The sequence below is a fragment of the Promicromonospora sp. NPDC110617 genome, from assembly GCF_055598465.1.
Genome location: NZ_JBVKBM010000001.1, coordinates 1,281,595 through 1,299,446, shown reverse-complemented (window position 1 = coordinate 1,299,446; position 17,852 = coordinate 1,281,595). Strand labels below are relative to the sequence as shown.

Annotated in this window: 19 protein-coding genes; 9 read left to right on the top strand and 10 right to left on the bottom strand. The window is 73.4% G+C overall.

Going from position 1 to position 17,852, the window contains the following annotated elements:
- The first annotated feature begins 67 nt into the window (after positions 1-67).
- Positions 68-1,252, top strand: a complete 1,185-nt coding sequence (locus ACZ7LE_RS05605; protein ID WP_470402331.1) for an MFS transporter — start codon at positions 68-70, stop codon at positions 1,250-1,252.
- Here ACZ7LE_RS05605 and ACZ7LE_RS05600 read toward each other — a convergent pair.
- Positions 1,151-2,098, bottom strand: a complete 948-nt coding sequence (locus ACZ7LE_RS05600; protein ID WP_470402330.1) for a helix-turn-helix domain-containing protein — start codon at positions 2,096-2,098, stop codon at positions 1,151-1,153. The genes ACZ7LE_RS05605 and ACZ7LE_RS05600 overlap by 102 nt on opposite strands.
- Before the next feature lie 157 nt (positions 2,099-2,255).
- Here ACZ7LE_RS05600 and ACZ7LE_RS05595 point away from each other — a divergent pair, with 157 nt between their 5' ends.
- The gene (locus tag ACZ7LE_RS05595) at positions 2,256-2,642 is read left to right on the top strand and encodes a DUF1304 domain-containing protein (RefSeq protein WP_470402329.1); all 387 of its coding nucleotides are present in this window, start codon (positions 2,256-2,258) and stop codon (positions 2,640-2,642) included.
- A 28-nt stretch (positions 2,643-2,670) separates the two neighbouring features.
- Here the strand turns inward: ACZ7LE_RS05595 and ACZ7LE_RS05590 are convergent, their stop codons facing one another.
- Positions 2,671-3,522, bottom strand: coding sequence for a helix-turn-helix transcriptional regulator (locus ACZ7LE_RS05590; RefSeq protein WP_470402328.1), 852 nt, complete (start codon positions 3,520-3,522; stop codon positions 2,671-2,673).
- Positions 3,523-3,608: 86 nt separating this feature from the next.
- Between ACZ7LE_RS05590 and ACZ7LE_RS05585 the strand changes: the two genes are divergently transcribed.
- Positions 3,609-4,409, top strand: a complete 801-nt coding sequence (locus tag ACZ7LE_RS05585) for an SDR family NAD(P)-dependent oxidoreductase (protein ID WP_470402327.1) — start codon at positions 3,609-3,611, stop codon at positions 4,407-4,409.
- 8 nt (positions 4,410-4,417) lie between these two features.
- On the opposite strand, the gene ACZ7LE_RS05580 is transcribed toward ACZ7LE_RS05585, so the two are convergent.
- Both ACZ7LE_RS05580 and ACZ7LE_RS05575 read right to left on the bottom strand, forming a co-directional pair.
- Positions 4,418-5,461 (bottom strand): GlxA family transcriptional regulator, encoded by a 1,044-nt coding sequence (locus ACZ7LE_RS05580; protein ID WP_470402326.1) that lies wholly within the window; start codon positions 5,459-5,461, stop codon positions 4,418-4,420.
- Positions 5,458-6,063 (bottom strand): cysteine hydrolase family protein, encoded by a 606-nt coding sequence (locus tag ACZ7LE_RS05575; RefSeq protein ID WP_470402325.1) that lies wholly within the window; start codon positions 6,061-6,063, stop codon positions 5,458-5,460. Before ACZ7LE_RS05575 ends, ACZ7LE_RS05580 begins: the two co-directional genes overlap by 4 nt.
- Before the next feature lie 348 nt (positions 6,064-6,411).
- On the opposite strand from ACZ7LE_RS05575, the gene ACZ7LE_RS05570 reads away from it, so the two are divergent.
- Positions 6,412-8,118 (top strand): HNH endonuclease signature motif containing protein, encoded by a 1,707-nt coding sequence (locus ACZ7LE_RS05570; RefSeq protein ID WP_470402324.1) that lies wholly within the window; start codon positions 6,412-6,414, stop codon positions 8,116-8,118.
- Between the two features lie 251 nt (positions 8,119-8,369).
- Here ACZ7LE_RS05570 and ACZ7LE_RS05565 read toward each other — a convergent pair whose 3' ends face one another.
- A complete protein-coding gene (locus ACZ7LE_RS05565) occupies positions 8,370-9,212 on the bottom strand; it encodes an SDR family oxidoreductase (protein ID WP_470402323.1) in 843 nt (280 codons plus the stop codon).
- A gap of 123 nt (positions 9,213-9,335) precedes the next feature.
- Here ACZ7LE_RS05565 and ACZ7LE_RS05560 point away from each other — a divergent pair, with 123 nt between their 5' ends.
- Positions 9,336-9,902: a winged helix-turn-helix transcriptional regulator gene (locus ACZ7LE_RS05560; RefSeq protein WP_470402322.1), complete on the top strand. Its 567-nt coding sequence runs from the start codon at positions 9,336-9,338 to the stop codon at positions 9,900-9,902.
- Here ACZ7LE_RS05560 and ACZ7LE_RS05555 read toward each other — a convergent pair.
- Complete coding sequence (locus tag ACZ7LE_RS05555) at positions 9,868-10,710, bottom strand: alpha/beta fold hydrolase (RefSeq protein ID WP_470402321.1); 843 nt, start codon at positions 10,708-10,710, stop codon at positions 9,868-9,870. The genes ACZ7LE_RS05560 and ACZ7LE_RS05555 overlap by 35 nt on opposite strands.
- 117 nt (positions 10,711-10,827) lie before the next feature.
- On the opposite strand from ACZ7LE_RS05555, the gene ACZ7LE_RS05550 reads away from it, so the two are divergent.
- The 3 genes from ACZ7LE_RS05550 to ACZ7LE_RS05540 all read left to right on the top strand — a co-directional run bounded on the left by ACZ7LE_RS05550 (position 10,828) and on the right by ACZ7LE_RS05540 (position 12,985).
- Positions 10,828-11,412 (top strand): TetR/AcrR family transcriptional regulator, encoded by a 585-nt coding sequence (locus ACZ7LE_RS05550; RefSeq protein WP_470402320.1) that lies wholly within the window; start codon positions 10,828-10,830, stop codon positions 11,410-11,412.
- Entirely contained in the window at positions 11,409-12,005 is a 597-nt protein-coding gene (locus ACZ7LE_RS05545) for a DsbA family protein (protein WP_470402319.1), read from the top strand. The genes ACZ7LE_RS05550 and ACZ7LE_RS05545 overlap by 4 nt, the downstream gene beginning before the upstream one ends.
- 113 nt (positions 12,006-12,118) lie before the next feature.
- Positions 12,119-12,985 carry a slipin family protein gene (locus tag ACZ7LE_RS05540; RefSeq protein WP_470402318.1) on the top strand — a complete coding sequence of 289 codons (867 nt, stop codon included), beginning with the start codon at positions 12,119-12,121 and terminating at the stop codon, positions 12,983-12,985.
- A 5-nt stretch (positions 12,986-12,990) separates the two neighbouring features.
- Here ACZ7LE_RS05540 and nhaA read toward each other — a convergent pair whose 3' ends face one another.
- Positions 12,991-14,391: a Na+/H+ antiporter NhaA gene (nhaA, locus tag ACZ7LE_RS05535; RefSeq protein ID WP_470402317.1), complete on the bottom strand. Its 1,401-nt coding sequence runs from the start codon at positions 14,389-14,391 to the stop codon at positions 12,991-12,993.
- Between the two features lie 28 nt (positions 14,392-14,419).
- Positions 14,420-15,247: a helix-turn-helix transcriptional regulator gene (locus ACZ7LE_RS05530; protein ID WP_470402316.1), complete on the bottom strand. Its 828-nt coding sequence runs from the start codon at positions 15,245-15,247 to the stop codon at positions 14,420-14,422.
- Between the two features lie 101 nt (positions 15,248-15,348).
- Here ACZ7LE_RS05530 and ACZ7LE_RS05525 point away from each other — a divergent pair, with 101 nt between their 5' ends.
- Positions 15,349-16,086: an SDR family oxidoreductase gene (locus ACZ7LE_RS05525; protein WP_470402315.1), complete on the top strand. Its 738-nt coding sequence runs from the start codon at positions 15,349-15,351 to the stop codon at positions 16,084-16,086.
- A gap of 15 nt (positions 16,087-16,101) precedes the next feature.
- Here the strand turns inward: ACZ7LE_RS05525 and ACZ7LE_RS05520 are convergent, their stop codons facing one another.
- Together ACZ7LE_RS05520 and ACZ7LE_RS05515 are read right to left on the bottom strand one after the other, a co-directional pair.
- Positions 16,102-17,214, bottom strand: a complete 1,113-nt coding sequence (locus ACZ7LE_RS05520; RefSeq protein ID WP_470402314.1) for an FAD-dependent monooxygenase — start codon at positions 17,212-17,214, stop codon at positions 16,102-16,104.
- Positions 17,211-17,819, bottom strand: a complete 609-nt coding sequence (locus ACZ7LE_RS05515; protein WP_470402313.1) for a TetR/AcrR family transcriptional regulator — start codon at positions 17,817-17,819, stop codon at positions 17,211-17,213. Before ACZ7LE_RS05515 ends, ACZ7LE_RS05520 begins: the two co-directional genes overlap by 4 nt.
- Positions 17,820-17,852 lie beyond the last annotated feature (33 nt).

Genomic DNA, 17,852 nt, shown 5'->3' with positions numbered 1-17,852 from the left:
CCGTCCGGTCAACAGCACCCGCCGCACGATCAACCGGCGGGCGGCGCGGGCGGTCAGGGTTGTGCTCATGAGCACGAGCACAACCACCACCCCGCGGCGCGACGCCGTCGCGGCCCCGCCGTCCGGCAACCCGACCTGGACGCCCGTCGTGGCCCTCTCCTTCGGGATCGCGATGGTGGTCCTCAGCGAGTTCCTGCCGGCGAGCGTGCTGCCCGCGCTGGCGGCCGACGTCGGCGTGAGCGAGGGGACGGCCGGGCTGGCCGTGGCCGCCACGGCCGTCGCCGGGGCCTTCACCGCGCCGAGCATCGCGGTGCTGCTCCCCCGGGCCGACCGGCGCACCGTGCTGGTCGCGCTGCTCGTCGCCGCGGCGGTGTCGAACCTCGCGGTCGCCCTCGCACCGAGCTTCGCCGTGCTGCTGCTCGGCCGGCTCCTGCTCGGGATCGCGCTCGCCGGCTACTGGTCGTTCGCCTTCGGGGCCGGCACCCGAGCCGTGCCCGGCAGGGACCACGTGGTCTCGTCCGCGCTGGCGTTCGGCACCAGCATCGCGACGGTCGTCGGCATCCCGCTGGCCTCCGTGGTGGGTGACGCCGTCGGCTGGCGGACGACGTTCGGGGGCGTCGCCGTCCTCACCGCGCTCGGCGCCGTCGTGCTCGGCCTGAGCCTGCCCTCGGTGCCGCCGCACCCGACCGCGGGCCTGCGGATGCTCCGCGAGGCGCTGCGCAACGGGCGGCTCATGGCGGGCATCGGCTGCGTCGTGCTGGTGGCGTTCGCCAACTTCACCGCCTACCCGTACATCCGGATCGCCATCGAGCGGGTGGACCCCGCCGCCACCACGTGGATGCTGCTGGCCTGGGGCATCGGCGGCACGGTGGGCACCGTGCTCGCCGGGGTGCTCGCGCGGTGGCTGCGGCCGCTGGCCGCGGCGGCCCCGGTCGCGCTGGCCGTGGGCCTCGTGCTGACGGCGTTCGCCTCGTCGGTGCCGGTGCTGGCCGTCGCGGTGGTGCTGTGGGGCTTCTCGATCAGCATGGTGCCGGTGATCACCCAGCTCTGGGTCACCCGGGTGGAGCCGGAGCGGGCGGAGTCCGCGATGTCCCTGCAGGTCACCGCGTTCCAGATCGCCATCACCGCCGGGTCGTCGCTGGGCGGCGTGCTACTGGACGGGCACGGCGTCCGGCCGCTGATGCTGGTCGGGGCGGCCGCCGCGGTCGCGGCGGGGCTCGGCTGGGCTTTCCTGCGGGTACCCCGCACCTGACGGGCCGAGCGGGGCCGACGGGACCCAGGGCCGGGCCTGGCGGCGCGGGGCCGGGGGCCTGGTCCGCCACGCGAGCGGCGAGAGGCCGTGATCGGACGTGAACGCCCGGCTGAACGCCGCGACCGAGCCGTAGCCCACTTCGAACGCGACCCGCGTGACCGGCAGGCACTGGTCGATCAGGAGCGTGCGCGCCCGGTGCATCCGCACCTCCCGCAGCATCTGCATCGGACTGTGCCCCGTGGCACGGCGGAAGCGCTCGGTCAGCGCCGAGCGCGACAGGTGCACCAGCGCCGCCATCCGGTCGAGGGACCACTGCTCGCCGGGGCGGTCCGCGAGCGCCGTGACGACGTCGGCGACCTGGGCGTCGGCGGCGGCCACGGCACCGGGCGCGGTGGTCCCCGCGCCGACCCGCCCGCCGGCGCTCCCGTCGCTGCGGCCGGTGGCCGTCGCGGTCTCCTGCCACAGTGCCGTCATCGCCGCCCCGACCAGGCCCGCGTAGCTCGCGGCGAACGGGGCCGGGCTGGAGATCGCGTCGAGCGGGCAGGCGGTCACGAGGGCGACGACGCCGCGCTGGCGCTGGTCGAAACCGCGGACGACGAGCGGGCTGGGCAGCGCCGCGGACGGGACCGCGGGCCGCAGGTCGCCGTGCACCAGGTCGGTCTCGGCGTCCGCGACGAGCCGGTGCGCCGTCCGGGCGTCGACCAGCACCGCGTCGCCGGCCAGGACCCGGTGGCGGGCGCCGGCGGTCTCCAGCGTGGCCGCGCCGGTCAGCACGACGGCCCACAGGGAGCCCGGCCGGGTACGCACGTCACCCGCGGACAACCGCTCGCGCGTCAGCGCCGTCATCTCCCACTCCATACGAGACGGAGCCATCTGGACGCGCCGGCTATTCCCGGCGCTGTCCGGGCGGGGTGCTGACATACTTCCGATCACCCGGCCGCGCCCCGCGCCGGGACCCGAGCCGGGACCCGCACCGGGACCCAGGGAACGAAGGGCTCCACCCTTGCTGATCGCCGGACTTGTGCTCGCGGGCCTCGCAGCACTCATCCACGTCTACATCTTCTACCTGGAGTCCTTCGCCTGGACCGAGAAGCGCACCCTCGCGACGTTCGGGATGAGCGCCGAGGAGGCGGAGGTGACCAAGCCGCTCGCGCTGAACCAGGGCTACTACAACCTGTTCCTCGCGATCGTCACGGCGGTCGGCATCGTGCTGACGGCGGCGGGGTCGACGGCGGCGGGCAGCGCGCTCGTGCTGGCGGGTGCGGGCTCCATGGTGGCGGCGTCGCTGGTGCTGATCGTCTCGGACCCGAGCAAGGCGAGCGCGGCGCTCAAGCAGGGCGTGGTCCCGCTGCTGGGTGTGGTCGCGGTGGTCGTCGGCCTGCTGGTCTGACCCGGGCCCCCGGGCCGAGAGCGAGCGCTCAGGCCGTCACGTCCATCCGCTGCGTGCCGAGCACCGACAGCAGGCGGAGCGCCTCCTCGGACGACGACCCCGGGTCGGCCGTGTAGATCACCACGTGCTGGTCCCGGTCGGCGAGGTCGAGCGCGTCGCAGTTGACGGTGACCGGTCCGACGAGCGGGTGGTGGAACGTCTTGCGGAGCACCGGCGCTACCTGCACGTCTCCCGCGGCCCACAGCCGGGCGAACCGGTCGCTGCCGCTCAGGAGCTCCGCCAGCAGCGCGGCGAGCTCCGGGTCGTCGGGGTAGCGGGCCGTCACCGTGCGCAGCCGACGGGCCGAGGCCTGCTGGAACTCGTCCAGGTCCGAGACCCCGAACAGCCGTCGGCCGTCCGCGTCGACGGTCAGGAACGCCCGGCGCAGCAGGTTGCGCTCGCGCCGTGGCGTCGCCGAGAAGTCCTCCATGAGCGCCGCCGCGAGCGGGTTCCAGGCGAGCACCTCCTGCACGGCCGACGTCACGAACGCCGCCGAGAGGGGCAGCCGGTGCAGGAGGTCCAGGATGCTCTGCCGCACCTCGCGCGGCGGGCCGGGCGGCAGACCGGGCGCCACGTCCGCGAGGTCGTGCAGGTGGTCACGCTCGGCGTCGGACAGGCGCAGCGCCCGCACCAGCCCGGACAGCACCTCGCGCGACGGATGCGGGCCACGCGCCTGCTCGAGGCGCGTGTAGTACTCGGTCGAGATGAACGCGAGCTGGGCCACCTCCTCGCGGCGCAGTCCCGGCGTCCGACGCCGCTGCCCTGCGGGCAGCCCGACGTCGGCCGGCGAGATGCGCTCGCGCCTGGACCGCAGGAACGTCGCGAGCTCGGCTCTGTCCATACCCCGAGTATGGGCAGCCGGTGCGGGCGTAGCCAGGTACGCGCGCTGCCTGGATAGGCCTCCGGTGCCGGCGCAGGCTCGTCGGCATGAGCCAATCGACCACACCAGCAGTCACCACGACGACCGGGAGCGGGCTGCTCGCCGGCAAGATCGCCTTCATCACGGGTGCGGGCCGGGGTATCGGTGCCGCCGCGGCCCGCCTCTTCGCCCGAGAGGGCGCCGCGGTGTTCCTCACGGCGCGCACGGAGTCACAGCTGCGCGCCGTCGCCGACGAGGTCCGGGCCGCGGGCGGCACCGCTGACCACGCCGTCGCCGACCTGGCCGACGCCGGGAGCGTGCGCGCCGCCGTCGACCAGGCCGTGGAGCGGTACGGGCGGCTCGACGTCGCCTTCAACAACGGGGCCGCATTCACGGAGCCCGCGCCGCTGGACCAGGTCTCCGAGGCCGACTTCGACCACCTGTACGCGGTGAACCTCCGTGGGCCGTGGCTGTCGATGGTCGCCGAGATCGCGGCGATCAGGGCGACGGCCGGGACCGGCGCGATCGTCAACAACACGAGCGTCGGCAGCCTGCGCGCGAACCCTGTGCTGCCCGCGTACGGCGCCATGAAGCGGGGCGTGAACAGTCTCACCGAGTCGGCCGCGGTGACCTACGGGCCCGAGGGGATCCGGGTCAACGCCGTCTCCCCCGGCGGCACGCTGACCGAGATGATCCGCACCTGGGAGGAGTACACCCCCGGGCTCATGGAGCACCTCGCGCCCGGGATCCCGCTGCGGCGCGGGGCGCAGCCCGAGGAGATCGCCGAGGCCGCGGCCTGGCTGCTGAGCGATCGCGCGTCGTACGTCACGGGCGCCGTGCTCCAGGTCGACGGCGGCGCGGGGGCCTGACCCGCCGCTCAGCGGGGTTCGCGGAGGCGGCGCAGGGACCGGGGGTCCTCGAAGCCGACGGTGCGCGCGGCCGACTCCACGGTGGCGCCCTGCCCGATGAGGTGCTCGGCCCGCTCGCGCCGCAGCAGCTGCTGGTAGCGCAGCGGTGTCACCCCGGTGGCCCGGGTGAACGCCCTGGTCAGGGTGCGCTCGGCGACGCCGGCGTGCCCCGCGAGGGCGGTCAGAGGCAGGGTGCGCGTGAAGTGCGTGTCGATGTGGTCCTGGACGCGGTGCACCGTGTCGTCGACGTGCGACCGGTGCCGCAGCATCGCGCTGGCCTGCGGCTCCGTCCCATTGCGGCGCGCATACACGACCATCTCCCGGGCCACGCGGGCGGCCAGGGCCGGGCCGTGCCGCACGGCGAGCAGGTGCAGCGAGAGGTCGATGCCGCTGGCGATGCCCGCGGAGGTGACCACGCCGTCGTCCGTGGTGAACAGGACGTCGCGGACCACGTGCGCCCGCGGGTGCCGCGCTGCCAGCGCGTCCTGGACGGCGTGGTGCGTGGTGCAGCGGCGGCCGTCGAGCAGCCCGGCCTGGCCGAGGGCGTCGGAGCCCGCGCACACGCTCGCCACGGTGCCGCCCGCCGCGTGGTGCGCGCGGAGCCGCTCGCACGTCTCCGCGGTCAGGCGGGGCCAGGCCTGGGGGTTGTCGCCCACGCGCCAACCGGGCACGACGACGAGGTCGTCCGGGCCGAGCGCCGGCCACGCGGTGCCCGCGACCAGGGGGAGGCCCTGGGCGGAGGCGACCACGGCGGCGTCGGGCACCGGGGTGCCCTCGGTCCCGCTGCCGCCGGCCGGAGTGCCGGTGACGGCGGGCGCGCCGGTGACGGCGGGCGCGCCGGTGACGGCGGGCGCGCCGGTGACGGCGGGCGCGCCGGTGACGGCGGGCGCGCCGGTGACGTAGCGCAGGTCGTAGCAGTGGCCGAAGTCCCCGGCCGTGAAGAACGCCTGCGCGGGGCCCGCCAGGTCGAGCAGGTGGACCCCGGGCAGGAGCAGGAAGACGACGGTGGTCACGCCGTCGATGCTGCCACCTCGGTGTCCGGCGTGGCGCCTGTCCGGGCCTCGGACTGGGACTCGGACTGGGACTCGGACTCGAGCTCGGCGACGGTCGCGATACGGGCGAACCGGTCACGGAGCACGGTCTCGGTGCGCTCCAGGATGTCGGCGGCGGTGAACCGGCCCAACGGGTCGGTCGTGGTCGCGTCGCTGACGAACGTCACGTCGTAGCCGAGGTCGGAGGCGACGCGCGTGGTGGTCTCGACGCACTGCTCCGCCCGGATGCCGCAGATCCGCAGCTCGCGCACGCCGTGGGTGGTCAGGATCTGCTGGAGGTTGGTGGTGGTGAACGCGTTGTGCGAGGTCTTGTGCAGCAGCGGCTCGCCGGGCCGGGGCTCGCCCAACTCCTCGAACAGGCGGACGTGGCCGGTCGCGGGGTCGAACGGGTTGCCCGACCCGGGCTCGGTGTGCAGCACCCAGACGACGAGGTCGCCGGCCGCGCGGGCGAGGGCGACGAGGCGGTTGACGGGCTCCGCGACCCCGGGGTTGAGGGTTTCGGCCCACAGCGGGCGCACCCGGAAGGACTCCTGGACGTCGATGACGATCAGTGCTCTGCTCATGAACCCAGTCTGGTCCCTGCTGCGGCCCGCGCGTGAGGCTGGATCAGGTCGCGGGGCGGACGGATCCGGTCACCCGGGTGGGCTGCTCGGGTGCCGTCGCTCGGCGTTGTCCACAGATCTGGATCTGGAGATGCGACCGCATGATGTCGAACGTATATTCGATGCATTGACGTTTAGACCGAATGATTCGAAGCGGAAGGGGTGCGGATGGAGACAGCAGTCGCGGTCACCGCCGCCGTCGAGCGGGCCGTCCAGAACGCCTTCGCCACTCTGCCGGCGGCCCATCCGGGCGCGACGACGCCGTCTCGCACCCTCTGCTGGAGCGCGCAGCCCATGAACGGTGAGGGTGTGCTGCCGGCGGCGACCGTGACCTGGCGCGGTCACGGCCTCGTGACGCAGTCGACGACGAGCGGTCTGACCGGGCGGGCCGAGGAGGCCGAGCAGGCTGCACTGCCGGATCTGATCGGCCCGTCGGATCTGGCCGGCCCGCCGGTGGGTGCGGCGCTGGTCGCCGCCCTGGCACGGGTCGAGGTCGCGGACACCGACGACGCCGACCTGCTGGACGTCGCGGCCCGGTGGCAGGACATCATCTCCTGGGCCACCGCGATGCAGTCCCGCACCACCGGCGAGATCGCCCGCCGCCGCGGCTGGACCACCGAGCACAACGCCGCCGCCGCCGAGATCAGCGCCCGCCTGCACGTCCCACAGACCGAAGCAAACAAGCTGATGGCCCGCGGTGCCGGCCTGACCCAGCACCCCCAGGTCATGAACGCCCTCCACACCGGCACCATCGACACCGCCAAAGCCGACATCCTGCTGCACGCCGGCAACCCCCTCACCATCGCCGAACGCGACCAAGCCATCACCCGCTACCTCCCCCAAGCCCCCGACCACACCCGCCGCTGGCTGCGCGACAAAATGAACCAGCACGCCACCCACCTGCACGGCACCACCGAAGTCGCCCGGCACGCGATCACCCGCCGCGCCGTCTACCTCGACCCCGCCGACAACTCCATGGCCTGGATCACCGCCCACCTGCCCGCCACCGACGCGGCCGCCATCTGGGACGCCATCGAACAAGCCGCCCACACCCTGCGCCGCACCCCCGGCAACACCCGCACCCTCACCCAAGCCCGCGCCGACGCTCTCGTCGCCATCACCACCGGCCGCATCATCGTCCCACCCCGCCCCGAATGCGCACCCGACCCCGGTGCTGCACCGGGCACGAGCACCAACGACACGACCACAGGCACAGGCACAGGCACGGGCACGGGCACGCCTGCGCCGAGCTCGGCACCGGATCCCGCTCTGCCGCGCACCACCGCGCCCGCGACCGGCTGCACCTGCGGCGGCTGCCTGTGCGGCGGCACCAGCGTCCAGGTCATCACCACACGACCACAGATCAGAGTCACCGTCCCGGCCACCACGCTCCTCGACCTGGACAACACCCCCGGCCACCTGCACGGCTACGGCCCCATCCCCGCCGACACCGCCGCCCGCATCGCCACCGACGCCACCTGGCAACGCCTCATCACCGACCCGATCACCGGCATCCTGACCGACTACTCCACCACCACCTACCAACCCGGCAAGACCCTGCGCCAAGCCATCACCGCACGCGACCAGACCTGCCGCTTCCCCCACTGCGACCGACCAGCCCGCTGGACAGACCTCGACCACATCCACCCCTACGACCACCACCTCGACCACACCACCCAACCACCCGGCACCCCCGGACAAACCCGCGCCACCAACCTGCAACCCCTGTGCCGCGCCCACCACCTCGCCAAAACCCACCACGGCTGGAACATCACCCGCGACCCCCACACCGGAACCACAACCTGGACCGCACCCACCGGCCACACCTACACCCGACCCGCCACCCAGGTAGGCCACGTCAGCAACGACATCACCAGCCTCACCGACGACACCCGACACCTCCTCGGTCAGCACCCGACCACCGGCAAGGCCGCGAACTCCGCGCCCTCGCAGAAGCGCAGGGCCAGCCCGCCGCGCGACCCACGCACGCCCTTTCCGGTAGAACCGCCCTTCTGACGAGCCCCGGGTCAGGATCCGACCGAGGGAACCCGCACACGCCTCACCCGGGGCGACCCGAGGACCGCTCGCCGGTAGGACCGGCAAAAGGCACCGGCGAACTCGGCATACGGCCGGCCACCAGCGGAACGGGAGAACGGCCTCGCCGACCCGGCCGGGCAGACGGAGTCGCCGGCCCGCCCGACCGGCCGCGCCCGCCACCACCCCTGCCCCTGCACCGGCGCCCGCGCACTCACCGCGAGCGCCCCGGATCAGCCCCCGAACGCCGCCACGTTCCGACGTGCCCAGTCGGCGAACGTCCTTGCCGGCCGCCCCAGCACCGACTCGATGTCCGGGCTGACCGACTGCTCCTGCGGCGTCGGCTCGCCCAGGATCGCGAGCGTGCCGTCGACGACCGGCTCCGGGATGTACGCGAGCATCTCGGCACGCGCCTGCTCCCGGGTCTGCTCGGCGAAGGTCAGCGGAACACCCAGCGCCTCCGCGAGCGCCGCGGTCCGCGCGCGCGGCGAGACGGCAGCGGGACCCGTCAGCACGTAGGCGCGCCCCGCATGCCCGTCCTCCGCCAGGGCGGCGGCCGCGACCTCGGCGATGTCCAGGGGGTCGACGGCGGGCAGCGCGACGTCGCCGAAGGGTGCGTGGACGGTGCGCGCTGCCCGGACCGTCGGCACCCAGGCGAGCGCGTTGCTGGCGAAGTCGGCGGGCCGCAGGAGCGTCCACTCCAGGCCCGAACCCTGCACCCGCTTCTCCAGCTCGGCGAGCGGACCGTGCGAGACCGACCCCGCACGGGTGACAGCGCCCAGCGAGGACAGGAGGACGAGCCGCCGCACGCCGGCCTCGGCCGCGACGCCGATGATCCGCTCGGTATCGAGGTGGCCGCCCGAGCCCGGCACCAGCAGGAACAGGGCGTCCGCGCCGTCGACGGCGGCGCGCAGGCCCTCCGGTTCGGCCAGGTCGGCGCTCACCCCGCGGACCTGCGGGCTGTCGAGCGGGGCGGCCCCCGCGCGGGAGACGGCGGTGACGTCATGGCCCCGCCGGACGAGCTCGGCGACCAGCGGCCGGCCGATGTTCCCCGTGGCTCCGGTGACGACGATCATGGGTGCTCCTTGTCGGTACGACACGGCCCCGAAGAGGGGCCGGGCGGCCCGTGTGGCCGCCGCGCCGCCGACGTTACGAGCGTCAGTACAGTAGGTTCCCTCAGGAAAGTATTGGAGCCCACCATGCCGGACGCGACACCCGCCACGAAGCCCGGTACCAGCACCTGGTGCCCGCAGCCCGACGACGACCCGGCCACCGCGTGCCCCATCTCGCCGGTGGTCGACCTCGTGTTCAGCCGGTGGACGACGCCGATCCTGTGGGTGCTGCAGGCGCACGGGACCCAGCGCTTCGTCGAGCTGGAGCGCCGCATCGGGGTGACGCCGAAGGTGCTGACCCAGCGCCTGCGCCAGCTCGAACGCGACGGTCTGGTGCAACGCAGGATCTACGCGGAGGTCCCGCCGCGCGTCGAGTACGAGATCACGGAGCTCGGCAGCAGCCTGCAGCCCGTCTTCGCGGCGCTGGGCGAGTGGGGCGACGCGCACATGCCCGACGTCGAGCGCTCCCGCGCCACTTACGGGCCCGCTCCCCCGCTGAGCGGTGCCGACCCCGGGATCAGGGTGATCGGCAAAAGTCAGGTGATCGGCAGCACGAGCTACCGATCACCTGACCGCCTACCGATCACTTCGAGCCCCGGCGAGACGCCGGGGCCAGGACTCAGGCCCGCACGAACCGCAGCAGCACCTCGTTGACCTCGGCGGCGTGCGTCCAGAGCAGACCGTGCGGCGCGCCCTCGATCTCGACGTACTCCGCCTCCGGGAACGCGTCGTGGAACCGGCGGCCGGTCGCGTCGATCGGCAGGATGTTGTCCTTGGTCCCGTGCAGGATCAGGGACGGCTTGCCGGCGGCGCGGACGGCGGCGACGTCGGCCCGGAAGTCCTCGATCCAGGTCGGGACCACCGCGTACGCGGCGACCGGGGCGCTGCCCGTGGCCGTGTTCCAGCTCGCGGTGACGGCCTCCTGGCTGATCCGGGAGCCGAGGTTCTCATCCAGGTTGTAGAAGTCCTGGTAGAAGTTGGTGAACCAGGCGAAGCGGTCGGCCCGGGCCGCCTCGGCGATGCCGTCGAAGACGGACTGCGGGACGCCCTCGGGGTTGTCGTCGGCCGCGACGAGGAACGGCTCGAGCGAGGCCAGGAACGCGAGCTTGGCGATGCGCTCGTGGCCGTGGTTCTTGACGTAGCGGGCCAGCTCGCCGGTGCCCATCGAGAAGCCGACCAGGATGACGTCGCGCAGGTCGAGGGACGTCAGCACGGCGTCCAGGTCGGCGGCGAACGTGTCGTAGTCGTATCCGGCGCCGACCTTGCTGGACTTGCCGAACCCGCGCCGGTCATAGGTGATGACGCGGTAGCCGGCGGCGATCAGCTCACGCGACTGACGCTCCCAGCTGTTGCCGTCCAGCGGGTAGCCGTGGATGAGCACGACGGGCTGACCCGAGCCGTGGTCCTCGTAGTACAGCTCCGTGGAGGTGCTGTTCTCGGTGCCGACCGTGATGAAACCCATGATCCGTCTCCTTCTCGATCCCAGCGGAGAACGTTCGTTCTCCGCCCACGTCCGCTACAGTAGAGAACGAACGTTCTCCGCGCAACTCGTGCGGGACACAAGACGGGGTGAGATCGCATGATCGACGAGAAGACGGCGCGCGAGGACGTCGTCCGGGCAGCTGACGAGCTGTTCTACGCGCGCGGCGTCCAGGCCGTGGGCATGGACGCGGTGCGGACGGCGGCGGGAGTGTCCCTCAAGCGGATCTACTCGCTCTTCGCCTCGAAGGACGAGCTGATCGTCGCCGTCCTGCGCCACCGCACGCAGGTCTGGGACAGCGGGCTCGCCGCGGCGTCCGAGCCGGCCACGACGGCCCGCGAACGCATCCTGGCGATCTTCGACTTCCTCGACGCGTGGTTCCGCGAGCCCGACTTCCGCGGCTGCGCGTTCATCAACACCCACGGCGAGCTGGGCGCGTCGTCGGCGGCCGTCGCGGACGCCGTCCGCGAGCAGAAGCGCACCTTCCAGGAGTACGTCGCCCGGCTCGTGGCGGACGCCGGGGCGCCGCCCACGCTGGCCCCGCAGCTCGCCATCCTGGCCGAGGGGGCGCAGACGACGGCCGCCATCGCCGGCACCCCGGAGGCGGCGCACCACGCGCGGGCGGCCGCCGAGACCCTGCTGGACGCCGCGACCCGCCCTGCCGGTGAAAGGATGACGCCATGACCATCGACGAGTCCGACGGCAGCGCACGCGAGGCCGTGCCCCACGCCGCGCCGGTTGCCCCCCACGACGCCGACTTCGCGTTCCGCTGGGCCTACGGCAACCCGGAGGCGCCGTTCACGATCGTGGAGTTCGGCGACTTCGAGTGCCCGTACTGCGGCGCGGCCAAGCCCGTGCTGCACGAGCTCATCAAGAACTCGGACGGCCAGGTGCGCCTGGTCTGGCGCCACTTCCCGCTGTTCGAGCCGCACCCGTACGCGCTGACGGCGGCCCTGGCGGCGGAGGCCGCCGGCCACCAGGGCGCGTTCTGGCCGATGGCCGGCCTGCTCTTCAAGAACCAGGACAGCCTCGACGACGCGTCGATCGTCCGGTACGGCGACCAGCTCGGGCTGGACACCAGCACCCTGGTGGGAGACCCGGCGCAGAAGTTCGCCGACGCCGTCCGCACGGACTACCAGGACGGGATCGACTCCGGCGTGCACGGCACGCCCACCCTGTTCATCAACGACGAGCCCTACCTGGGCGACGTCACCGTGACGGACCTGCGCGACACGATGGGCCTGTCACGCAAGCGCACGTCCCGGTGGGGGCGGTAGGTGCTGTAGCGCACCCGCAGCACGGCGTCGTCGCCGGAGTATCGTGAGGAGTGGACGAGTCCAGGACACCTCCGCCTGGGACCGGTCCTGAACCTTCTTGAGAGGTAGGCGTCATGACGACGTCGGCCTGGATCCTGATCCTGATCGTTGCTCTCGTCCTGATCGGCCTCGCGATGGCCGTCAAGATCGTCAAGCAGTACGAGAAGGGTGTGCTCTTCCGGTTCGGCCGGCTCAAGGGCACCCGCGAGCCGGGCCTTCGGGTCATCGTCCCGGTGGTCGACGTGCTGCATCGGATCTCCCTGCGGATCGTCACGATGCCGATCCAGTCCCAGGGCATCATCACCAAGGACAACGTCAGCGTCGACGTGGCCGCCGTCGCCTACTTCCGGGTGGTCGACGCCGTGAAGTCCGTGATCGAGATCGAGAACGTCACCGCGGCCATCAACCAGATCGCCCAGACCACGCTGCGGAACGTCGTCGGGCAGCACGCGCTGGACGAGATCCTGGCGGAGACCGACCGGATCAACGACGCGATCCGCCTGATCCTCGATCGCACGACCACCGAGTGGGGCCTCCGGATCACACTGGTCGAGCTCAGGGACATCCAGCTGCCCGAGACCATGAAACGCGCCATGGCGCGTCAGGCCGAGGCCGAGCGGGAGAAGCGCGCGAAGATCATCAACGCCGAGGGCGAGCAGCTCGCCGCTTCGCGGCTGGGCGACGCCTCCGACATCATGATGGTGCATCCGCTGGCGTTGCAGCTGCGCAACCTGCAGACGCTGGTCGAGCTCGGCGTCGACAGGAACACCACGGTCGTGTTCCCGGCGCCGCTGATGAGCACCATCGGCGAGCTCGGCGCCTTCCTGGCCCGCGAAGAAGCGGCCGCAGCCGAGAAGGCACCGCCCGGCGGCGACGACACCACCACGGCGCAAGGGCAGGGCCAGGATCACGGGCACCACCCGAGGCCGACGGCGCCCTGAGGCCGTCAGGCCGGCGGGCGCCACGCCCCCTCGGGCAGCGGTGGCGGGCCCGAGGCCTCGTGGGGCGAGCAGAGCGGCAGCCGGTCGCCGAAGTACCGCAGGATCACGGCGCCGATGATGCCCGACAGGAGCGACCCCACGAGGATGCCGACCTTGGCCTCGTTGATCAGGGCCTCGTCGTCGAAGGCGAGCTCGCTGACGAACAGCGCGATGGTGAAGCCGATCCCGCACAGGAACGCGCCGCCGGCGAGATGCCCGTACCTGACCCGCCCCGGCAGGGTGCCCAGCCCGGTCACCAGCGCGATCATCGCGCCGAGGACCACACCGATCCCCTTGCCGAGCACCAGCCCGACGAGCACGCCGAGCGTGACGGGACTGGACATGGCGGCGTCGATGGACTCGCCGGAGAGCACCACGCCCGCGTTGGCCAGGCCGAACACCGGCACCACGACGTACGAGCTCAGCGGGTGCAGCGCGTCGAGCAGGCGGTCGCTGGTCGGCACGGCGGACTGCGCGGCGCGCACGGCGAGCCGGGACCGGGCAGGGTCCAGCTCCTCCATGAGCGCGCGGCCGTAGAAGCCGAAGTGCAGGCGCGCCTCGTCGTCGTTGCCGTGCCGCGCCGTCGGCACGGCGAGACCCACGACGACGCCCGCGAGCGTCGGGTGCAGCCCCGACTCCAGGACGACCACCCACAGGACGGCGCCCACGATCAGGTACGGCGCGATCTGCCAGATGCCGATCCAGCGCATCGCGAACAGCACGACGGCCAGGACGGCCGCGAGCACGAGCGCACCCATCATGAGCGCGTCGGAGTAGAAGATGCCGAGCAGCGCGATGGCGCCGATGTCGTCGAAGATCGCCAGCGTGAGCAGGAAGATGCGGAGCTGGTCCGGACAGCGCGGCCCCACCAGCGCCAGCACGCCGATGACGAACGCCGTGTCCGTGGACATCGGCAGGCCCCAGCCGGCGGCGTCCGGCCCGGACGGGTTGATCAGCAGGTAGATGCCGATCGGCACGGCCAGGCCGCCGATGGCGCCGAACAGCGGCACGGACGCGGCGCGGAAGCTGCGCAGCTCGCCGACCGTCAGCTCGCGGTTGACCTCGACGCCGACCACCAGGAAGAACACGGCCATGAGGAAGTCGTTGACCCAGTGGTGCAGCGAGAGGTGCAGCTCCCACGTGCCGACCGTGAGGTTGATCGGCGTGTCCCACATGGCCTCGTACGACCCGCCCGCGACGTTCGCCCAGACGAGCGCTACGGCCGACGCCGCCAGCAGGAGCGTCGCGCCCCCGCCCTCGGTCGCGAAGTAGCTGCGCAGTCCCGGGGAGAGGCGGGGATACGGGATGACGACCCGGGGCCGTGGTCCTGGGCGGGTAGGTACTCCCGTAGGGATCCGGTCTGCCACGGGTCAAGGATAGAAGACGGAGACGGCGTCAGCCGATCCCCCGCGTCGCCGCCAGCGTCCCCAGCAGCGCCAGCCCCTCCGCCGACGGCGACCCCGCGGGCGCGTGGTAGACCACCAGCTCCTGCCCCGGCGCGCCCCGCACCTCGAACACGTGCACCCGCAGCTCCAGCGGCCCCACCTCGGGGTGCCGGAACCGCTTCGTGTCCAGGCGCTTGCCTCGTGCGTCGTGCCGGTCCCAGAGCGCCACGAAGTCCGGGCTCTTCACGCGCAGCTCGTCCACCACGGCCCGGATCCGGGGATCGCCGGGCATGAGCCCGTCCGCGAGCCGGAGCCCCGCCACCGCGTTCTCCGCGACCAGGTGCCAGTCCGGGTACAGGGTGCGCGCGCCCGGGTCCAGGAACACGGTGCGCGTCAGGTTCCGCGAGAACGGGAAGCCGCCGAAGAGCGCCGCACCCAGCGGGTTGGCGGCCAGCACATCGTACGCCCGCCCGAGGACGAGCGCCGGGCTGGTGGGCCACGAGAGCATGAGCTCCAGCAGGGCGTCGTCCACCTCCTCCACGGGGGCGGGCGGCAGCGGGCGGGGGCTGAGGCCGGCGAGCCGGTACAGGTGCTGGCGGCCGTCGTCGTCCAGCCGCAGCACCTCCCCGAGCGAGTCGAGCACCTGCGGCGACGGGCTCACCTCGCGACCCTGCTCGAGCCGCACGTAGTAGTCCACGCTCACGCCGGTGAGCATGGCCACCTCCTCGCGGCGCAGCCCGACGACGCGGCGCCGGCCGTAGACGGGCAGCCCGAGCGCCTCCGGCGTCAGGCGGTCGCGGCGGCCGCGCAGGTAGTCGCCGAGCGGGGAGGAGGTCATGCCCCGACGGTACGCGCGCGCCGGGCCAGGTATCCAGGGTGCGTCGCACCCAGGAGGACGGCGTCCTTCCTGGCCGCCGGACGGCGCACCAGCCTGGAACCATGACAACGACAAGCACCCCCAAGGTCGTCCTCGTGACCGGCGCCAGCAGCGGCATCGGCGAGGCCACGGCCGTCCGCCTCGCCGCCGAGGGCCACGACGTCGTCCTCGGCGCCCGGCGCATCGACCGCCTGGACGCCGTCGCGCAGCAGATCCGGTCCGACGGCGGCCGGGCCGCCGCCCTCCGGCTCGACGTGACCGACGCCGACGCCGTGCGCACCGCGGTCGACGCCGTGGTCCAGGAGCACGGCCGGATCGACGTGATCGTGAACAACGCCGGGATCATGCCGCTGTCCCGGCTCGACGCCCTCCTGGTCCACGAGTGGGACCAGATGATCGACGTCAACGTGCGCGGCCTGCTGCACGGCATCGCCGCGGTGCTGCCGCACTTCCGGCGGCAGGGCGGCGGGCACGTCGTGACGGTCGCCTCGATCGGGGCGCACGAGGTGTACCCGACGTCGGCGGTGTACTCGGCCACGAAGTTCGCGGCCTGGGCGATCACCGAGGGGCTCCGCATGGAGTCCGACCCCGGCATCCGGGTCTCCACGATCACGCCGGGGACGGTCGAGAGCGAGCTCGCCGAGCACATCTCCGACCCGGACGCACGGACCTACATGACGTCGTTCCGCCGCAACCTGATCCCGGCGGACGCGATCGCCCGCGCCATCTCGTTCGCCCTGGACCAGCCCGCCGAGGTCGACGTGAACGAGATCATCGTGCGCCCGGCGGCCCAGCGATAGGGCCGCCCGAGCCCGTCAGGGCGCCGTGTGCAGGCCCCGGTAGTTCGCGTGGAACAACCGCCTCCCCGCCGCGCGCAGCAGCACGTCGCGCGCGGCGGGGTGCATGCCCCGGGTCTGGTCGCGCCGGCGGGTCTGCTGCTGGACCCGTTCCACGCGCGGTCGGCGGCGCTGCTCGTACTCCCGCAGGGCGTCGGGGACCGATGCGGCCGGGCCCAGGACGTCGGCCAGCACCAGGGCGTCCTCGAACGCCATGGCCGCGCCCTGTGCCATGTTCGGCGTCGTGGCGTGGGCCGCGTCGCCCACCAGCAGCACGGATCCCCGGGACCACGCGGGAAGCGACACCTCCTCGATCGGCCCGCTGTGCGCCACGGTGGCGGCGGCGACCAGGTCGGGAACGGGCGCCGCGAACCGGGAGACGAGCCCCGCCAGCCCGGCGTCGGCGTCGGCGGCCCCCACGTCCGCGTAGTGGTAGGCCAGGTCCGGGCCGACCGGGAAGGTCAGGAACGAGACCCCGCGGCCGAGCCGCACCGACCACACGGGCCCGGTGTCTCCCCGGGGGGCGAGCAGACGCCAGGCATGCAGCCCCGACGGCCGGAGCCCGGCGTCCCCGAACACCAGCCGGCGCACCGTCGAGTGCGCGCCGTCGGCCCCGACCACGAGGTCGTAGCGTCCGGTGGCGCCGTCGTCGAGCGTGACGTCCACGCCCGGCCCGTCCGGGACCACGGTGAGCGGGCTCGTCCCCCACCGGATCTTGACGTCCGGGACTCCGTCGAGCAGGGCCGCGTGGAGCGCGGCACGGTGGGTGGCGACCGTCGGCGCGATGCCCTGCCACAGGCTCTCCGTGCTCACCCGGTACAGCACCCGGCCGCGGTGGTCCGCGACCCGTTGCTCGTCGATGCGCACGGCCGAGTCCAGGACGGCGCCGTCGAGCCCGAGCAGGCGCAGCCCCCGCACCGCGTTCGCGGGCAGGAAGATGCCCGCGCCGCCCGTGGTCGGCGCGGGGCCACGCTCGACCACCTCGATCTCCGCGCCCCAGCCGCGCAGGGCGCGGACGACGGCGAGGCCGGCGACGCCGGCGCCGACGACGAGCACCCGCCCGCCGCCGGACGCCGGTCGGCGCGCGCTCACGCGGCGGCCTCCGGCGAGCCGAGCAGGGGCTCCAGCGTCGTGTCGAGCGTGGTCTCCAGATAGGAGAGCCGCCCGGTGGCCCGCAGCATCACCACACCGCCCTGGACGGCGGTGAGGATGCTGCGGGCCGTGTCGCGCACGGGCAGGTCGGACCGTGCCGTCCCGTGGACGATCAGCGCCTGGACACCGGCGATCAGCGCACCCTCCCAGCGGTCGTAGAGGTCGTTGAGGACGTGGCGCGCCTCGGGCGAGGAGCTGCCGAGCTCGGAGGTGAGCGCCCCCAGGGGGCACCGCTCGCCGAGCTCGGCGTAGTGCCGGAGCACCGCCTCCCGCCAGGCCCGCCAGCTCTCCGGCGTCGACAGGTCGTCGACGTGCGGGCGCTGCGCCGCCATGACCTGCTCCGCCTCGTAGGCCGTCACGGCCACGAGCAGGCCGGCCCGGCCGTCCGGGAAGTAGTGGAACAGCTGGCTCTTGCTCGTCGACGTCGCCTGCAGCACCTGGTCCAGGTTGGTCTCCGCGACGCCCTGCTCGCGCATCAGCAGCGCCGCGCCCGACACCAGCCGCAGCCGGGTCGCGGCGCCCCGGGCCGTCATCCGCATGGTCATCTCCTCAGGGTAGTGGTGACGGCACCGGAACTG